Origin of the sequence: Antarctobacter sp., assembly GCF_965277915.1 — a bacterium.
Classification (GTDB): Bacteria; Pseudomonadota; Alphaproteobacteria; order Rhodobacterales; family Rhodobacteraceae; genus Antarctobacter.
In genome coordinates this window covers 4,204,782-4,219,735 of the sequence record NZ_OZ255849.1, presented here as the reverse complement: position 1 = coordinate 4,219,735, position 14,954 = coordinate 4,204,782, and the positions used below count along the sequence as shown (strand labels likewise).

The window sequence follows — 14,954 nt, the reverse complement described above, 5'->3', positions numbered from 1 at the left end:
ACAATTCGGCCCCGGTGCGATACCGGGGCCGTTTGGCGTGTCCTGGGGTGTCGCCTCAGGCGCTTTCGGGTTCGTTGGCGGCCTCCGGAGCCGGCTCGCCCGCTGCGTCCTGTTCGGCCAGCCAGCGCTCGGCCTCGAGCGCGGCCATGCAGCCCATGCCGGCGCTTGTCACGGCCTGGCGGTACTTGTGGTCGGTCAGGTCGCCGGCGGCAAAGACGCCGGGGATCGAGGTGGCGGTGCTGTCGGGCTTGGTCACGACATAGCCGCCCATGTGGGTTTCCAGCGTGTCCTTGACCAGTTCGTTTGCGGGCGCGTGGCCGATGGCGACAAAGACGCCGGCGCAGGGGATCTCGGTGACCTCGCCGGTCTTGACGTGCTTGACCTTCACGCCTGTCACGCCCTTGGGCATGTCGTCGCCCACGACTTCCTCAAGCTGGTGGAACCAGAGCGGTTCGATCTTGGGGTTCTTCATCAGCCGATCCTGCAGGATCTTTTCGGCGCGCAGCTCGTCGCGACGGTGGATCAGCGTCACCTTCGAGGCGAAGTTGGTCAGGAACAGCGCCTCTTCCACGGCGGTGTTGCCGCCGCCGATCACCACGATTTCCTTGCCGCGATAAAAGAACCCGTCACAGGTGGCGCAGGCCGAGACGCCGAAGCCCTTGAAGGCCTCTTCTGACGGCAGGCCCAGCCATTTTGCACGGGCACCCGTGGCGAGGATGACCGCGTCGGCGGTGTAGGTGGTGCCGCTGTCGCCATGCGCAACGAAGGGCCGCTTGTCGAGCTCGAGCGAGCTGATGATGTCGCCGATGATCTCGGTGCCCATCGCGCGGGCGTGGGCCTCCATCCGGACCATCAGGTCGGGGCCCTGTACCTCGGTGTCGCCGGGCCAGTTCTCGACCTCGGTGGTGGTGGTCAGCTGGCCGCCGGGTTCCAGCCCCTGCACCAGGATCGGGTCCAGCATTGCCCGGCTGGCATAGACGCCCGCCGTATAGCCTGCGGGGCCGGAGCCGATGATGAGGACCTTGGTGTGGCGTGTCTCGGACATGGATGTTCTCCTTAGCGGCGCGTGCGGGGTCATATAGCGACAAGGTCGGGGTGAAAAAAGAGGGGGGACAGGGTGCCGCGCGATTGTGCCATGTCGGAAAAGAATCTTGCGCTTTGTTGAAATATTATTGCGCGGGGCGGGCTGGCTGCTATAACAATCGCGAATTACACGGGGGAGACTATGGCAGGTCACCGGCTTGATCCGATTGATCGCAAGATTCTGGCAGAACTGCAAGCGGATGGCCGAATGACGAACGTCGAGCTGGCCCGCAGGGTTGGTATTTCGGCGCCGCCCTGCCTGAGACGTGTGCGGGTTCTGGAAGAACAGGGCTATATCCGCGGCTACCACGCCGAGGTCGACAGCCGCGCGCTGGGCTTCGAGGTGCAGGTCTTTGTCATGGTCGGCCTGCAAAGCCAGGCCGAGGTCGATCTCAGCGCCTTCGAGGAACGCTGCCGCGCCTGGCCCTTGGTGCGCGAGTGTCACATGCTGAACGGCGAGGTGGATTTCATCCTGAAATGCGTCGCGCCCGACCTGTCGACCTTCCAGAGCTTTCTGACAGGCGACCTTTTGACCGCGCCGAACGTCGCCAGCGTCAAGACATCGCTGGTGATCCGCAACGCCAAGGACGATCCCGGCGTGCCCTTCGAAGTTCTGGAAGAACGGTTGAGCCGCACCGCCTGAGCGGATGCGGCCCCTTTTCCGAGAGGCCAGACGGTTGTGCCGCCTCCCGGTCAGACACCGACGAGATTCTCGACCACGTCGCGCGTCGTGCGCGTCATGCTGACCTGCCCGAAATCGTCCAGCGCCGCGATGTTGGGAAACATGGTCATGTAAAGGGCCCGCATGTTCTGTCCCAGTGACTGGCCCGCCGTATTTCCGGGGTGATAGGTTTCCAGTTCGACGCCGCCGATGCGGATGGTCGTGTGGCGCTGCACCATCAGGTGGAACAACTGCACCGTACCCATCGGCGTCACCTCGAGGAAACGGTCGCCATCCGCGTAGTCCTTGACCGGTGCAAGCACGCTGTTCTGGCCCAGCAGATCCTCCAGCCGGGGGTGGCGTATCACCATGCGCGCGGCGGGGCCCAGCAGCAGGTCCATCGGCGGATGCCCCATGCCGAAGGCGTCGGTGGTGATCCGCGTCATGTGTGTCAGCGTGGTCGCCTCGTCCTCGTGGCCGGGGACATAGGTCGTGGATCCGATCCAGGTAACAGGTTCGGATCCGCTGGCAGTCATGATGTAGTCGCCGGGCACGAGGTCCTCGATGGCGACCGGGCCGCGCACCGTCTCGATCAGGGTGCCGCGCGCAAAGGCGGATGCGCATTCCTCGAAAAGCGGGGAGGCGGGGGCGACATGCTGCGTGAATGAAACGGTAAGGTCGGGAAGCAGGGCGGCGACCTCGTATTTGCGCATGAGAGAGGCTGCGCGGCGAGGTCGCCCGTCCGGAGAGAACTCCCGTTCCGGGGACACCGGAATCGAGTGAGCCGGGTCGGCTGCCGGGGCAACGCCCGAAAGGCCGCGATGGAGGCGGGTCATGTGAACACCCTTTTCGGTTGGTCACATCCGTGTTGGCCCCCACCAACAACGACAGACGGAACTTAATCGTACGGAACTGACTGATGACGATAAGGCCGCAATGTCGCCGGTCTGTCAAAATTGGCGCGTTCATGGGCGGGTGGCGCGCGACAATGCGATGTCGGCGGTGAAATTGTCAGAGTGTCGGGGACATTGGCGCCACATTCCACCTGCCGCGAGGCGAATCGCAGCAGGTCGGATCTGTGGGGAAGGCGCCGCTGCGGGCACCTGGTGCCGGGTGCGAAATCGCCGGGAACGGACCCGTCAGGCGATTGCCGCGAAAGCCGATGGCTTCGACCTGGGGAGGCCGCTGCCGGGATGCGCGGTTCAGGCGCTCTTGGCGCTGGGATGGCGCGGGGCCCGTGCCTGTTCACGGCGGGCGGTCATGGCCGCACGCGGGGCGCCGCGTTCGAACGGCAGGCGTGGTGCGCCCTTGCGGGCGGTTTCCGTGATCGATGCGATAAAGCGACGCTGCGGTTTCATGACGGCTCCTCTGCTCTGCCTCTGGTCGTGCCTGTCGCTAGAATTTGCAGCGAATTGCGGCATCATTGGGACAATGGCGGGCCAACTGGCGAATTGTTTCCGGCAGGCGCCGGGGACCGCCGCTAGAGGCGGATGGCAGAGATCAGGCGGCCATAGTCCGCCTCGCCGGCATGGGTGGCACGGCGGTAGGAGTAGAACCGCTCGGGGTCGGAATAGGTGCAGTGACGGGTCCATTCCGCCTCGACACCGGCCTCGCGCAGGCGATGCATCCCGTAGGCGGGCAGGTCGAACATCATGCGGTCCCCTGCGCCACCGGCAAAGAACCGGCTGTTGCGCCCGTCTTCGATGATGAAATCCTCGAAGAATTCCGGCCCGACCTCGTAGGCGCGCTGGCTGATCGACGGGCCGATCACGGCGCGGATCCCCTCGCGCGCAGCGCCGAGGGCCAGCATCGCCTCGACCGTGGATTCCAGGACTCCGTCGCGCGCGCCGCGCCAGCCCGCATGGGCCGCGCCGATCACCCCTGCGCTGTGGTCGGCGAACAGCACGGGCTGGCAATCGGCTGTCAACACCCCCAGCGCAACGCCGGGCGTCGCGGTGACCAGCGCGTCGGCCTTCTTGCCGGAGGCGTCCTGCGGATCGGTCACGGTGACGACATCCGCCGAGTGCACCTGGTGCACGGTCAGCAGGCGGTCGGGCGCGGTTTCCATTGCGCTGGCCACCCGAGACCGGTTGATGGCAACGATTTCCGCCTGGTCGGAGGAGCCGGACCCGCAGTTCAGCCCCGAGAAGATTCCCGAGGAGGCGCCGCCCCGGCGCGTGAAAAAGCCGTGGCGCAGCGGGGAGAGGCTCAGCGAAGTGATGATCTCGAGCGTCATGGCGTGGCGCGCAGCTCCAGTCCGGGTGGGGGCGGGGAACCCTGTGGCAGCAGGGCGATGGTCTTGAACAGTGATCCCATTTCCGCCGGATGCGTCAACCGGCGATGTGCGGCAACATGGCTGTCCAGCGCCTCCCCGCTGAGTCGCTGCGCCAGCGCCTGGGCCCGCGCGGTGATCCCGAGACGTTCCAGGAAAATGCCCTGCGGGGTCAACAATGTATGGGTCGCGGGGACGGCAGCGGAGGCCAGCGCCTCGAAATCGACATGGGTGGTCAGATCCGCCTCGCCGGGGGTCGCCAGCGGCGAGACGGCCTGATGCCCCTTCAGGGCCTGCAGGGTGTCGCCAAGCGAGCGCCAGTCGCCATAATCGACGATCAGCGCCATGCCACCGTGCCGGGCGATTCGGGCGCCAAGGGTGGCGGCGATGGCCTGCGCAGGGGCGCATGTCTCGACGATATCGCCGTCGCGCGTGTCCTCGATCCGATGGGCCAGGCCGGGCTGCGGGGCTGGCGCGGCAAGGCCAAGCGCAAGTGCGCCGTCATCGTCCAGACCCACCACACGTTCCTGCCATGCGTCGCCTGCACGCTGGAACTGGCGCACCGGCAGCGCGTCGAAGAACTCGTTGGCGACCAGGAAGATCGGCTCTTCGGGCAGCGCGTCGACGCTGTCATGCCAGCTTGCCTGCGGCAGTCGGCTGGCCTGTTCGGCGCGCAACCTGGGCGAGGTTTCCACGAGATGCAGGCGGGCCGCGTCGTGAAAGCCGGGCACGCGGGCTGTGGCGCGCAGGATGTCGGCCATCAGGGTGCCGCGTCCGGGGCCAAGCTCTGCCAGGACAAAGGTCGCCGGCGCCCCCTGGTCCATCCAGCTTTGCGCCAGGCACAGGCCGACCAGTTCGCCGAACATCTGGCTGATTTCCGGCGCGGTGGTGAAATCGCCCGCGGCACCAAGCGGATCGCGGGTGCTGTAATAGCCGTGCTGCGGGTGCATCAGGCAGGCGGCCATGTAATCGGCCAAGGTCATCGGCCCATTGGCCGTGACCTGCCGGACAAGGATATCGCGCAGAGCAGTCAAGAGGCCGCGTCAGCCCTTGCCCGGCGCCCACGATGCAGGGCGAACCAGATCGTCAAGGCGCCGCCCAGGATCATCGGCAGGGTCAGCAGCTGCCCCATGGTCAGGCCGTAGCCCTCCACCTGCAGGGCAAGACCCAGCGGATTGCCCTCGGACTGGAACTGCGCGTCGGGCTGGCGAAAGAACTCGACGATGAACCGCCCGATGCCATAGCCCATGAAGAAGGTGCCCGCGACCGCGCCGGGCCGTTTCAGCCAGCCGCGCGAGACCATCCAGATCAGGACGAGCAAGAGCACCAGTCCCTCGAGCGTCGCCTCGTACAACTGTGAGGGGTGGCGCGCGCAGAGTTCCCCCAATGGCTGACCGCAGTCCTGTGCCAGCTGGCCGGGAAAGATCACCGCCCAGGGCGCGTCCGAGGGACGGCCCCAGAGTTCGGCGTTGATGAAGTTCGCCAACCGGCCCAACAGCAGCCCCGGCGGGGTCGCCAGCGCCAGCAGGTCAGAGGCCGAGGCCAGCGGAACCTTGTTGCGCGCGCAGAAGATCCAGACCGCCAGCACCACGCCGATCAGCCCGCCGTGAAAGGCCATGCCGCCCTGCCAGATCATCAGGATTTCCGCCGGATGCGTCAGGTAATAACCCGGCATGTAGAACAGGACGAATCCCAGCCGCCCACCCAGGATGATGCCGAGGATCACCCAGGTCAGCAGGTCCTCGATCTGGCGCGGGGTCATGGGCGGCGTGTCATTGGCCCACAGATGCGCGCGCCTGACCGCCCAGACGGCCAGCCGCCAGCCGATCAGGATGCCCGCGATATAGGCGAGCGCGTACCAGCGCAGGGCAAATTCGAACCCGAATAGCGCGATGGAAAAGACCTCTGACGAGAGGTCGGGAAAGGGAATGGCGGCCTGCATGCGTCCTGTTGCCTCTTGTCGCGCGGCGAAGTCAACCTTGAGGGTCCCGCCTTGTGGGACCATATAGGAACGGAATGCAACGCCGGAGTGACCCATGCAAACGCGAAACAAGGTTTTCGAGGATATCAGCCAGCTGATGACCAACGCCATGGGCGTGGCCCAGGGGGCGCGGGAAGAGGCGGAAACCGCCATGAAGTCGATGATCGACCGCTGGCTGGCGGATCGCGATTTCGTCACCCGCGAGGAATTCGACGCAGTCCGCGCCATGGCGCAGAAAGCGCGCGAGGAAAACGAGGCGCTGAAGGCGCGTATCGAGGCGCTGGAAAAGGGCTGAGGCCCACCCGCATCGGGCCGGATTGCCCGGAATTGAGATGAAACCTCTCAATTCCGGGCTGGCCCGGCGCAAGACTCTCATTCCTGCAAGCTTGTGGGGTTTCTGATCGCGGGGGTTTGACAGTCCGCCTCTCCTTGGCTTTCGTTCGCGCAAACGTGAGGAGGCGGGACATGTATCTGGGACTGGATATGGGAACCTCGGGGCTGCGGGCCCTGCTGGTCGATGGCAACGGCGCACCGGTGGGCAGCGCCGTGCGGGCCTATGAGCCAAAACATCCCCATCCCGGCTGGTCCGAGCAGGATCCGGCGGACTGGGTGGCGGCGGTGGATGGCGCTCTGGGCGAACTGAGCGCCGCACATCCGCAGGCCATGTCTGATGTTCGAGGCATGGGCGTGTCGGGCCACATGCATGGTGCCACGCTGCTGGATGACGGCGGCAGGGTGCTGCGCCCCTGTATCCTGTGGAACGACACCCGAAGCGCCGCCGAGGCGGCGGAGATGGACGCGGCCGAGGCTGTGCGCGACCTTTCCGGCAATATCGTCTTTCCGGGGTTCACCGCGCCGAAACTGCTTTGGGTGGCGCGCAACGAACCGGATGTCTTTGCCCGCACCTCCGCGGTTCTGCTGCCCGCCGCCTACATGAACTTTCACCTGACTGGCGAGCGTTTTGCCGACATGTCCGACAGTGCGGGGACGGCCTGGCTGGACGTGGGCGCGCGCGACTGGTCGGCGCGCCTGCTGGAGGTGTCGGGGATGCGCCCCGACCAGATGCCGCGCCTTGTCGAGGGCTGCGCAGCAGGGGGCACCCTGCGCCCCGACCTGGCGGATCGCTGGGGCATGTCCGCAGAGGTGATCGTGGTCGGCGGCGCGGGCGACAATGCGGCCTCGGCCTGTGGCGTCGGCGCGATGCGCGAGGGAACAGGGTTCGTTTCGCTGGGCACGTCGGGCGTGGTGCTGACCGGGCGCGACGGCTATGCGCCCTTGCCGGAAAGCGCGGTCCACACCTTCTGCCACGCGGTGCCGGGGCAATGGTACCAGATGGGGGTGATCCTGGCGGCGACGGACAGCCTGAACTGGCTGTCGCGGGTCACTGGGGCCTCTCCGGCGGACCTGTCGGCGGAGTTGGGCGATACGCTCGACGGGCCAGGGGCGCTGCGCTTCATGCCTTACCTGTCCGGCGAAAGGACTCCGCACAATGACAGCCGCATCCGGGCCGGGTTCCTGAACATCGACGTGGGCACCAGCCGTCGCGACATGACGCGCGCCGTGATGGAAGGGGTTGCCTTTGCCCTGTGTGATTGTGCCGAGGCGCTCAAGGCCTCGGGCGCGCGGCTGGACAGCCTGCTGGCCATCGGCGGCGGGGCGCAGTCGCGCTATTGGGTCGAACTGATCGCGACGGTCCTCGATGTGCCGCTGGCCTTGCCCGACAAGGGCGATTTTGGCGCGGCACTGGGGGCGGCGCGGCTGGCGATGGTGGGGGCCGGTGCCGGTACGGTGGAGGACATCATGGCCCCGCCGCCGGTGCGCGAGACCGTTGCGCCCAATGCGGCGCTGACGGGTGCCTACCGCGATGCCTATGCCGCCTGGCGCGAGATCTATCCGGCCGTGAAGGGGCTGACATAGGCACGGGATTTGTCGTCGGGCTGTGACACCATCCGGCAGGAGGGGCTGCGTAGGACCAGCGACCTGGCCTCGATCCTGTGCCGGGCGCTGAAGGGGGAAGCGGCTCAGGCCGACCCGCCGGCCTCGTCCACCTGGTGGATCCAGACCTCGAACCCGGTCAGGTCGTGGCGGCCGAAACTGTGGATCAGTGGCACGTCCGCCGCGTCGCGTCCGCGCGCGATAAGCACACGGCCAAAGCGGGTGTCGTTGTTGCGCGGGTCGAACACCCACCATTGTCCGCCAAGGTAGACCTCCATCCAGGCGGCAAAATCCATAGGGCGGATCGGCGCGGACTGGCCGATGTCGCTGACATAGCCGGTGCAATAGCGCGTGGGGATGTTCAGCGCCCGGCACAGCGCCACAGCCAGATGGGTGAAATCGCGGCAGACGCCGACGCCCTCGTTCAGGGCCTCGGCGGCGGTGCGTGTCGGGCGCGAGTGTTCATAGCCGAAGCGGATGTGATTGTGCACGAAGTCGCAGACGGCTTGCACCCGTGGCCAGCCAAGGGGCGTCTCGCCGAACTGAGCCCATGCGAAATCCGACAGCACGTCGCTTTCGCAGTACCGGCTGGGCAGCAGGAACCCCAGCGCCTCGACCGGCAGATGTTCCACGGCGTGTTGCTGCGCGTCATGCCCCACGGGATCGGAGAAACCGGCATCGAACAACGTGCCGTCCGTTGTGACGGTCATCCGGCCTTCGGGTGCCACCAGCCGGTTGCACCAGTTGCCGAACCCGTCTCGGTAGGCCTCGACCGGGACGCCGGGATCGGTCAGCAGCAGGTCGGGCCGTTCAAGATCGCTCGCACGGGAATAATGGACGTTCAGCAGGCAGATCATCGGCGTGGGCGCGGCCAGTTCGACGGAAATCCGGCACCCCAAGTTGATACGCATGGTCCCTCGTCCGGTTGAGGCCCGGGCACTTGGCGCCCCGCCTGTGCCCCCTACCCAAGCATCAATGGCCACTGGACGATAGTCATAGCGTCTTGCCGGGATGCTGAAAAAGCGGGCTGTGCCGAAAAAACCGACACTTCCGGTGCCTCAGGCTGCCGCGCGGCGCGCTGGCGGATTTGCATCGGCCCGGAGAGCCGCCAACAGCATACGACGCGACGAGATGCGCGGCAGGTTCATTTCCGGGATCAGCCGGTCCGCGCCGAACCGCGTCAGGTAGTCGGCATAATTGTCGAATCTGTGCCGTGACGCATAGTCGATAAAGCTTTCGGTCGGGGCACCATTGGCGAGCAGCACTTCATGGGCCTCGGTTTCGACATGGTAGACGGTAAAGGGAGAGGGCAAGTCGGAAAGCGGGATATGGGCGATCCCCGGTTGCCCCACCAGTGCACCGGCATTCACCAGCATCCCGTCCAGCACAAGTGCATGATCGCCGGTCACCATCAGGTCGGTCTCGGGCAGGGCCGCACCAAGGGCACCGGCGACGATGCGCACCGGTTCCAGCCCCTCGGGCAGGGCGCCGATGCGCGGGCGCAGGGACTTCTGGCCCAGCCAGAGCAGCGGCACGCTGCGCCCGTCGGCGGTCAGCAGGTGGTCGCCGGGGGCAAGGGTTTCGACCGGGCGGGGACCTTGCGGCGTGGCGATCTGCGTTCCGGCCAGGAAACAGGCAGCGCCGAGGGTGTTGGTGCTGAAGGGAATTGTCGCAGAGAAATCCCCAGTGTTATCAATGAAAATATCCGGTTCTGGCGCGCGATCGAGCAATGATTGGTAGACCGTATCCGTCGAAAAACTGGGCCCGGTTGGCGAACCGAAGTGGTCGATCGAAAGGCTTTCAGGGGTTCGAAGGTAAACCAAGTGGGCCGGGAAAAGGCTGAGAACGTTATCATCGCCCGATGCGTCCAGTCCGGGGATATTGCTATGCCCGACGGTAAAGAAACCGCCCGGTGATATGGTCCCGCTGAACAAATCGAAACCTAGGGCGAATAGGTCATTGCCGACGCTCACGGTGCAGCCGGCGAGATCGAACGCAGTGGCCCCGTTGTTGTGCAATTCGATCGCAATTTCGCCTGCGGAGGTGATTGCGACTTCGGAAATGATAATGGCCATATGTCCCTCGTTACCAACTCTCCCGGCGATCTGGTTTCGGGTGAAATCATGCCCTGGGTGCCGGAGATCGGGTTCAATAATACATAGATGTGGTTCAATTGAACATTAAAACGTCGGGCTACGCGGCGCTGGTGGTCAGGCTGGCCTGCGTACCGGAAACACCTGTTGTGCGATGCCAGCGAACAGCAGGTAGACAGATGTCACGACCAGCCCCCAATGGGCCCAGCTTTGCGGGTCGAAATCGACCCAGGCGGCCCAGCCGGCAAAAATCGTCCAGGCCAGCGCGATGGGCAGCGACAGCATCCGCCAGCGCGCGGTGCGCACCGGGTGGATGAATTTCAACGGCAGGAACATGGCCAGGGCCAGCGCGGCGACAAGCGCCAGGATCACCCAGAAATCCGGTTTGATGGCAAAGAGGACCAGCACCAGCATGTTCCAGCAGCCGGGAAAGCCCTGAAAGGAATTATCTTCTGTCTTCATCCGGTTGTCGGCGAAATACATGGCGCTGGAAAAGGTGATCAGGATGATCGCCACCCAGCCCGTCCACCCCGGCAGCAGCCCCGACTGGAACAGCGCGAAAGCAGGGATGAAGACATAGGTCAGGTAGTCGATGATCAGGTCCAGCAGCACGCCGTCGAACCGGGGGGCAAAGGTCTTGACGTCGTATTTCCGTGCCAGAGGTCCGTCCACGCCATCGACGGCAAAGGCCACCACCAGCCAGAGGAACATGAGCGACCAGTTTTCCTGTACGGCTGCCAGCATCGCCAGCATGGCAAAGACCGCCCCCGTGGCGGTCAGAAGGTGAACGCAGAGCGCACTGGTCTCGGGTTTCAATCGTGACGTCATGAAACCGTCATGGAGCAAATGCGCCCGGGTTGCAATTGTCCAGGCGCCGATGCCCGGCGCGGGCGCCGCTTGCATCATGCCGGGGCGGGGGACATATGCTAGAGATCCGAGACAGCCGGAGGATTTCATGCTCAGAGCTTTTGTTTGCCTAATTATGCTGGCGGTCCCGGCAGCGGCGCAGGACGTGCGCGTGCCGCAGAGCCCGGGTGAGATCAGCCTCAGTTTCGCGCCCCTCGTGAAAGAGGCAGCCCCGGCGGTGGTCAACATCTATGCCCGCCGCGTCGTCGAACAGCGCAGCCCCTTTGCCGGCGATCCCGTCTTTGGCGACTTCTTTCGCCAGTTCGAACAACGTCCCCGGGTGCAGAACTCGTTGGGCTCGGGCGTGATCCTCTCCGCCGATGGCATCGCGGTGACCAATTACCATGTCGTGGGCCAGGCGACGGACATTCGCGTTGTCCTGAACGACCGCCGCGAATTTGACGCCGAGATCCTTTTGGCGGACGAGGAATCCGACCTGGCCATCATGCGGCTGGCCGGGGCCGAGGACATGCCGCACCTGGATCTGCGTGACAGCGACACGGTCGAGGTGGGCGAATTGGTGCTGGCCATTGGCAACCCCTTCGGTATCGGGCAGACGGTGTCCTCGGGCATCGTGTCGGGGCTGGCGCGGTCGGGCACGGCGACGGGCAATGCGCGCGGCTATTTCATCCAGACCGATGCGCCGATCAACCCGGGCAATTCCGGCGGGGCGCTGATCGACGTGCGGGGCGAACTGATCGGCGTGAACACCTCGATCCTGACGCGTTCGGGCGGGTCGAACGGCATCGGCTTTGCCATCCCCTCGGGGCTGGTGGCGCAATTCGTGAAACAGGCACAGGAAGGCCATCGCCGGTTCCAGCGGCCCTGGGCGGGGATGGTCGGCCAGCCGGTGACGGCGGAACTGTCCGACAGCCTTGGCCTCGACCTGCCCGGGGGCGTGGTCATTGCCGAAATGCACGAGGACAGCCCCTTTGCCGCCGCTGGGCTGCAGGTGGGCGACGTTGTGTCCGAGGTCGACCGCGCGCCGGTGAACACGCCCGCCGAGATGCTGTTCCGCATGTCGATGCGCGGGATCGGCCGGTCGGCCGAGGTGATCTATGTGCGTCGCGGCGAGGAAAAGATTGCCACCGTGCCGATGATCGCCCCGCCCGATAGTCCACCGCGCGAGACCGTGGACCTGGGCGAGCGCACGGCTCTGCCGGGGCTGCAGGTTGCGCGGGTCAACCCGGCGGTGGTCGCGGAACTGGGGCTGCCGGTGGACTCCGAGGGCATCGTGGTGCTGGATCCGGGACCGTTTGGCGCCCAGGTCGGCCTGCAGACCGGGGACCGGATGCTGGGTGTGAACGGCCGCCGGATCGAGGCGCCGCGCGACGTGGACCGCCTGCTGCGCCGTCCCGGCCCGCTGGTCCAGATCGAGGTGTTGCGCGGAAACCGCCGTCTCCTCCTGCGCTTCCGGGCCTGAAAGCATGGCCGATCTCTTTGATACTGGTGCGGCAGAGTCCGCGTTGGCCGACAGCGCGCCGCGTCCCCTGGCCGACCGGCTGCGGCCCCGGCGCCTCGACGAGGTGATCGGCCAGCGCCAGGTGCTGGGCCCGGACGCGCCCCTGGGCGTGATGCTGGAGGCCGGCACTCTGGGGTCCATTGTTTTCTGGGGGCCGCCGGGGGTGGGCAAGACCACCATCGCGCGGCTGCTGGCGGACGCCACCGACCTGCATTTCGTCCAGATCAGCGCGATCTTTTCCGGCGTGCCGGAGCTGCGCAAGGTGTTCGAGGCGGCGAAACAACGCCGCCGCACAGGGCAGGGCACGCTGCTTTTTGTCGACGAGATCCACCGTTTCAACAAGGCGCAGCAGGACAGTTTCCTGCCCCACATGGAGGACGGGACCATCCTGCTGGTGGGGGCGACCACGGAAAACCCCTCGTTCGAACTGAACGCCGCTTTGCTCAGCCGGGCGCAGGTGCTGGTCCTGGAGCGATTGGGGGACGAGGACCTCGAGGCCCTGGTAAAACGGGCGGAGGGCGAACTGGGCCGAGACCTGCCACTTGACGCATCCGCCCGCGCCGCGCTGCTGGACATGGCCGATGGCGACGGCCGTGCACTGTTGAACCTGGTCGAACAGGTGACGTCGTGGCGGCTGGCAAAACCGCTGGACACGGACGGGCTGAAGACACGGCTGATGAAACGCGCCGCCGTCTACGACAAGTCCGGGGATGGCCACTACAACCTGATCTCCGCCCTGCACAAGTCTGTGCGTGGATCCGATCCCGACGCCGCGCTCTACTGGTATGCGCGCATGCTGGAGGCGGGCGAGGACCCGCGCTACCTGGCCCGCCGCATCACCCGCATGGCGGTCGAGGACATCGGCCTGGCCGACCCGCAGGCGCAGGCGGTCTGCCTGCAAAGCTGGGAAACCTACGAACGGCTCGGCAGCCCCGAGGGGGAACTCGCGATCGCGCAGGCGCTGGTCTACCTGGCGCTGGCGCCGAAATCGAACGCGGCCTATGTCGCCTACAAGGCGGCGCGGGCATCGGCCAAGAAGACCGGCAGCTTGATGCCGCCCAAGCATATCCTGAACGCGCCCACCGGCTTGATGAAGGATCAGGGCTATGGCGCGGGGTATGCCTATGACCACGATGCCGAGGACGGGTTTTCCGGGCAAGATTATTTCCCCGACAAGATGGAGCGCGCCAGCTTTTACGAGCCGGTGGAGCGCGGGTTCGAACGCGACCTGCGCAAGCGGGTGGATTATTTCGCGCGTCTAAGGGCGCAGCGAAAGGGCGATTAGGGCGGCGTTCACGGCATTGTGGTGGGTGGACGGGTGAAACATGCGGCCGAACGGCCTAGGATCCCCCTCACGACTTTCCCGAACCGCCGTGCCGACGGCCAAGGAGGAGACGCCGCCATGACCGCACCTTTCTACAATCGCCGCGCCTTTCTGGTATCCGCAGGGCTGGCCGGGGCCGCGCTGGCCCAGTCGCCCGGGCAGGTGCTGGCCGCCGGACTGGCGCCGACCCGGTCGATGCGGGGCGGCAGCAACAACTATCGGCCCGGGGCGCCCTTGGTCGAAAACCTGGGTCGCGGGTTCTTTGTCCGGGGCAAGGTGCTGCGCGCGGGCGATGGTGCGCCGCTGGAAAATTTGCGAATCCAGATCTGGGCCGCCACCGTTCTGGGCGGAGAGCGCGAGCCGCGCAATCATGGCAGCGTGCTGACCCGTGCGGATGGTTCTTTCGAGCTGGAAATGGAGCAGATCGTGCCCAATTTCGGCCAACCACACGCGCACCTCGCCTATGACGATGGCCGCTTCAAGACCGTCTTCCTGCGCCCGGTGATGCCTAGCGCCAAGGACACCTCGGTCACGGCGGATTTCGTCCTGCAGCCCGCCTGAGGCATGTCGGGCAGGGATGAACCCATGCGCGCGCAGCTGATCTGGGGGGCTGTGCTGGCGCTGATGGCGGTGCCGGTGGCACTGGCCGCCACAAGCCCCCTGCTGTCCTATCGCGGGGCGGCCTATATTGTCGGCGGCTTTGCGGGCATCTTTTGCCTTTCGTTGATGGTCTTGCAGCCGCTGCTGGCGGCGGGGTACTTGCCCGGGGCCGGTGGCCCGCGCGGGCGGCGATGGCACCGATGGCTGGGGGCGGCATTGACCGCCGGCGTGGTGCTGCATGTGGCCGGGCTCTATGTGACCAGTCCGCCCGACACGATGGATGCGCTCATGCTCGTTTCTCCGACGCCGTTTTCCGTCTACGGCGTGACGGCCATGTGGGCCGTGTTTCTGACAGCGTTGCTGGCCGGGCTGCGGCGGCGGATCGGGCTTGGGCCCCGCCTCTGGCAGCAGTTGCACGGGGTGCTGGCGCTGGTCATCGCCGTTTCGACGGTGATTCACGCGGTGCAGATCCAGGGCGCGATGGAACCGGTGACGAAATGGGCGCTGTGCCTGGCGGTGCTGGCCGCGACCGGGGCGGTCTTGCTGGACCTGCGCGTGTTGAAGCCGCTGCGCCGTTGGCGGCGGCGGACCAGCCGGCCCGGCCGCGCTTGACATCCGCGCCCCTCGCCGCCATGTC

The 14,954-nt window shown here is 66.1% G+C and carries 16 protein-coding genes; 7 read left to right on the top strand and 9 right to left on the bottom strand.

Annotation, left to right across the window (positions count from 1 at the left end):
• Positions 1–55: 55 nt before the first annotated feature.
• Positions 56–1,045 (bottom strand): thioredoxin-disulfide reductase, encoded by a 990-nt coding sequence (gene trxB / locus ACQY5B_RS21580; protein ID WP_420327467.1) that lies wholly within the window; start codon positions 1,043–1,045, stop codon positions 56–58.
• A 180-nt stretch (positions 1,046–1,225) separates the two neighbouring features.
• Here trxB and ACQY5B_RS21575 point away from each other — a divergent pair, with 180 nt between their 5' ends.
• Positions 1,226–1,726, top strand: a complete 501-nt coding sequence (locus ACQY5B_RS21575) for an Lrp/AsnC family transcriptional regulator (RefSeq protein WP_305968035.1) — start codon at positions 1,226–1,228, stop codon at positions 1,724–1,726.
• 50 nt (positions 1,727–1,776) lie between these two features.
• Here ACQY5B_RS21575 and ACQY5B_RS21570 read toward each other — a convergent pair whose 3' ends face one another.
• From ACQY5B_RS21570 to lgt, 5 genes are all read right to left on the bottom strand, one after another.
• The gene (locus ACQY5B_RS21570) at positions 1,777–2,580 is read right to left on the bottom strand and encodes a Hint domain-containing protein (RefSeq protein WP_305968036.1); all 804 of its coding nucleotides are present in this window, start codon (positions 2,578–2,580) and stop codon (positions 1,777–1,779) included.
• Between the two features lie 366 nt (positions 2,581–2,946).
• On the bottom strand, positions 2,947–3,102 hold the full coding sequence (locus ACQY5B_RS21565; protein WP_420327469.1) for a hypothetical protein: 156 nt from the start codon (positions 3,100–3,102) through the stop codon (positions 2,947–2,949).
• 122 nt (positions 3,103–3,224) lie between these two features.
• Positions 3,225–3,980 carry a peptidoglycan editing factor PgeF gene (gene pgeF, locus ACQY5B_RS21560; RefSeq protein WP_420327471.1) on the bottom strand — a complete coding sequence of 252 codons (756 nt, stop codon included), beginning with the start codon at positions 3,978–3,980 and terminating at the stop codon, positions 3,225–3,227.
• Positions 3,977–5,050, bottom strand: a complete 1,074-nt coding sequence (locus ACQY5B_RS21555; RefSeq protein WP_420327473.1) for a class I SAM-dependent methyltransferase — start codon at positions 5,048–5,050, stop codon at positions 3,977–3,979. The genes pgeF and ACQY5B_RS21555 overlap by 4 nt, the downstream gene beginning before the upstream one ends.
• Entirely contained in the window at positions 5,047–5,958 is a 912-nt protein-coding gene (gene lgt / locus ACQY5B_RS21550) for a prolipoprotein diacylglyceryl transferase (RefSeq protein WP_420327475.1), read from the bottom strand. Before lgt ends, ACQY5B_RS21555 begins: the two co-directional genes overlap by 4 nt.
• Positions 5,959–6,052: 94 nt before the next feature.
• Between lgt and ACQY5B_RS21545 the strand changes: the two genes are divergently transcribed.
• Both ACQY5B_RS21545 and xylB read left to right on the top strand, forming a co-directional pair.
• Positions 6,053–6,292 (top strand): accessory factor UbiK family protein, encoded by a 240-nt coding sequence (locus ACQY5B_RS21545; RefSeq protein ID WP_043140914.1) that lies wholly within the window; start codon positions 6,053–6,055, stop codon positions 6,290–6,292.
• Positions 6,293–6,462: 170 nt separating this feature from the next.
• Entirely contained in the window at positions 6,463–7,914 is a 1,452-nt protein-coding gene (xylB, locus tag ACQY5B_RS21540; RefSeq protein ID WP_420327477.1) for a xylulokinase, read from the top strand.
• 104 nt (positions 7,915–8,018) lie between these two features.
• On the opposite strand, the gene ACQY5B_RS21535 is transcribed toward xylB, so the two are convergent.
• From ACQY5B_RS21535 to ACQY5B_RS21525, 3 genes are all read right to left on the bottom strand, one after another.
• Positions 8,019–8,843 (bottom strand): transglutaminase-like domain-containing protein, encoded by an 825-nt coding sequence (locus tag ACQY5B_RS21535; RefSeq protein WP_420327479.1) that lies wholly within the window; start codon positions 8,841–8,843, stop codon positions 8,019–8,021.
• A gap of 147 nt (positions 8,844–8,990) precedes the next feature.
• Entirely contained in the window at positions 8,991–9,662 is a 672-nt protein-coding gene (locus ACQY5B_RS21530; protein WP_420327481.1) for a Hint domain-containing protein, read from the bottom strand.
• A 480-nt stretch (positions 9,663–10,142) separates the two neighbouring features.
• Positions 10,143–10,853 carry a CDP-alcohol phosphatidyltransferase family protein gene (locus ACQY5B_RS21525; RefSeq protein WP_420327483.1) on the bottom strand — a complete coding sequence of 237 codons (711 nt, stop codon included), beginning with the start codon at positions 10,851–10,853 and terminating at the stop codon, positions 10,143–10,145.
• Positions 10,854–10,980: 127 nt separating this feature from the next.
• On the opposite strand from ACQY5B_RS21525, the gene ACQY5B_RS21520 reads away from it, so the two are divergent.
• The 4 genes from ACQY5B_RS21520 to ACQY5B_RS21505 all read left to right on the top strand — a co-directional run bounded on the left by ACQY5B_RS21520 (position 10,981) and on the right by ACQY5B_RS21505 (position 14,929).
• Positions 10,981–12,354 (top strand): trypsin-like peptidase domain-containing protein, encoded by a 1,374-nt coding sequence (locus ACQY5B_RS21520; protein ID WP_305968045.1) that lies wholly within the window; start codon positions 10,981–10,983, stop codon positions 12,352–12,354.
• 4 nt (positions 12,355–12,358) lie between these two features.
• The gene (locus ACQY5B_RS21515; protein ID WP_305968046.1) at positions 12,359–13,678 is read left to right on the top strand and encodes a replication-associated recombination protein A; all 1,320 of its coding nucleotides are present in this window, start codon (positions 12,359–12,361) and stop codon (positions 13,676–13,678) included.
• Positions 13,679–13,795: 117 nt separating this feature from the next.
• Positions 13,796–14,278 (top strand): peptidase associated/transthyretin-like domain-containing protein, encoded by a 483-nt coding sequence (locus ACQY5B_RS21510; RefSeq protein ID WP_305968047.1) that lies wholly within the window; start codon positions 13,796–13,798, stop codon positions 14,276–14,278.
• 24 nt (positions 14,279–14,302) lie between these two features.
• Positions 14,303–14,929 carry a ferric reductase-like transmembrane domain-containing protein gene (locus tag ACQY5B_RS21505; RefSeq protein ID WP_420327488.1) on the top strand — a complete coding sequence of 209 codons (627 nt, stop codon included), beginning with the start codon at positions 14,303–14,305 and terminating at the stop codon, positions 14,927–14,929.
• Positions 14,930–14,954 lie beyond the last annotated feature (25 nt).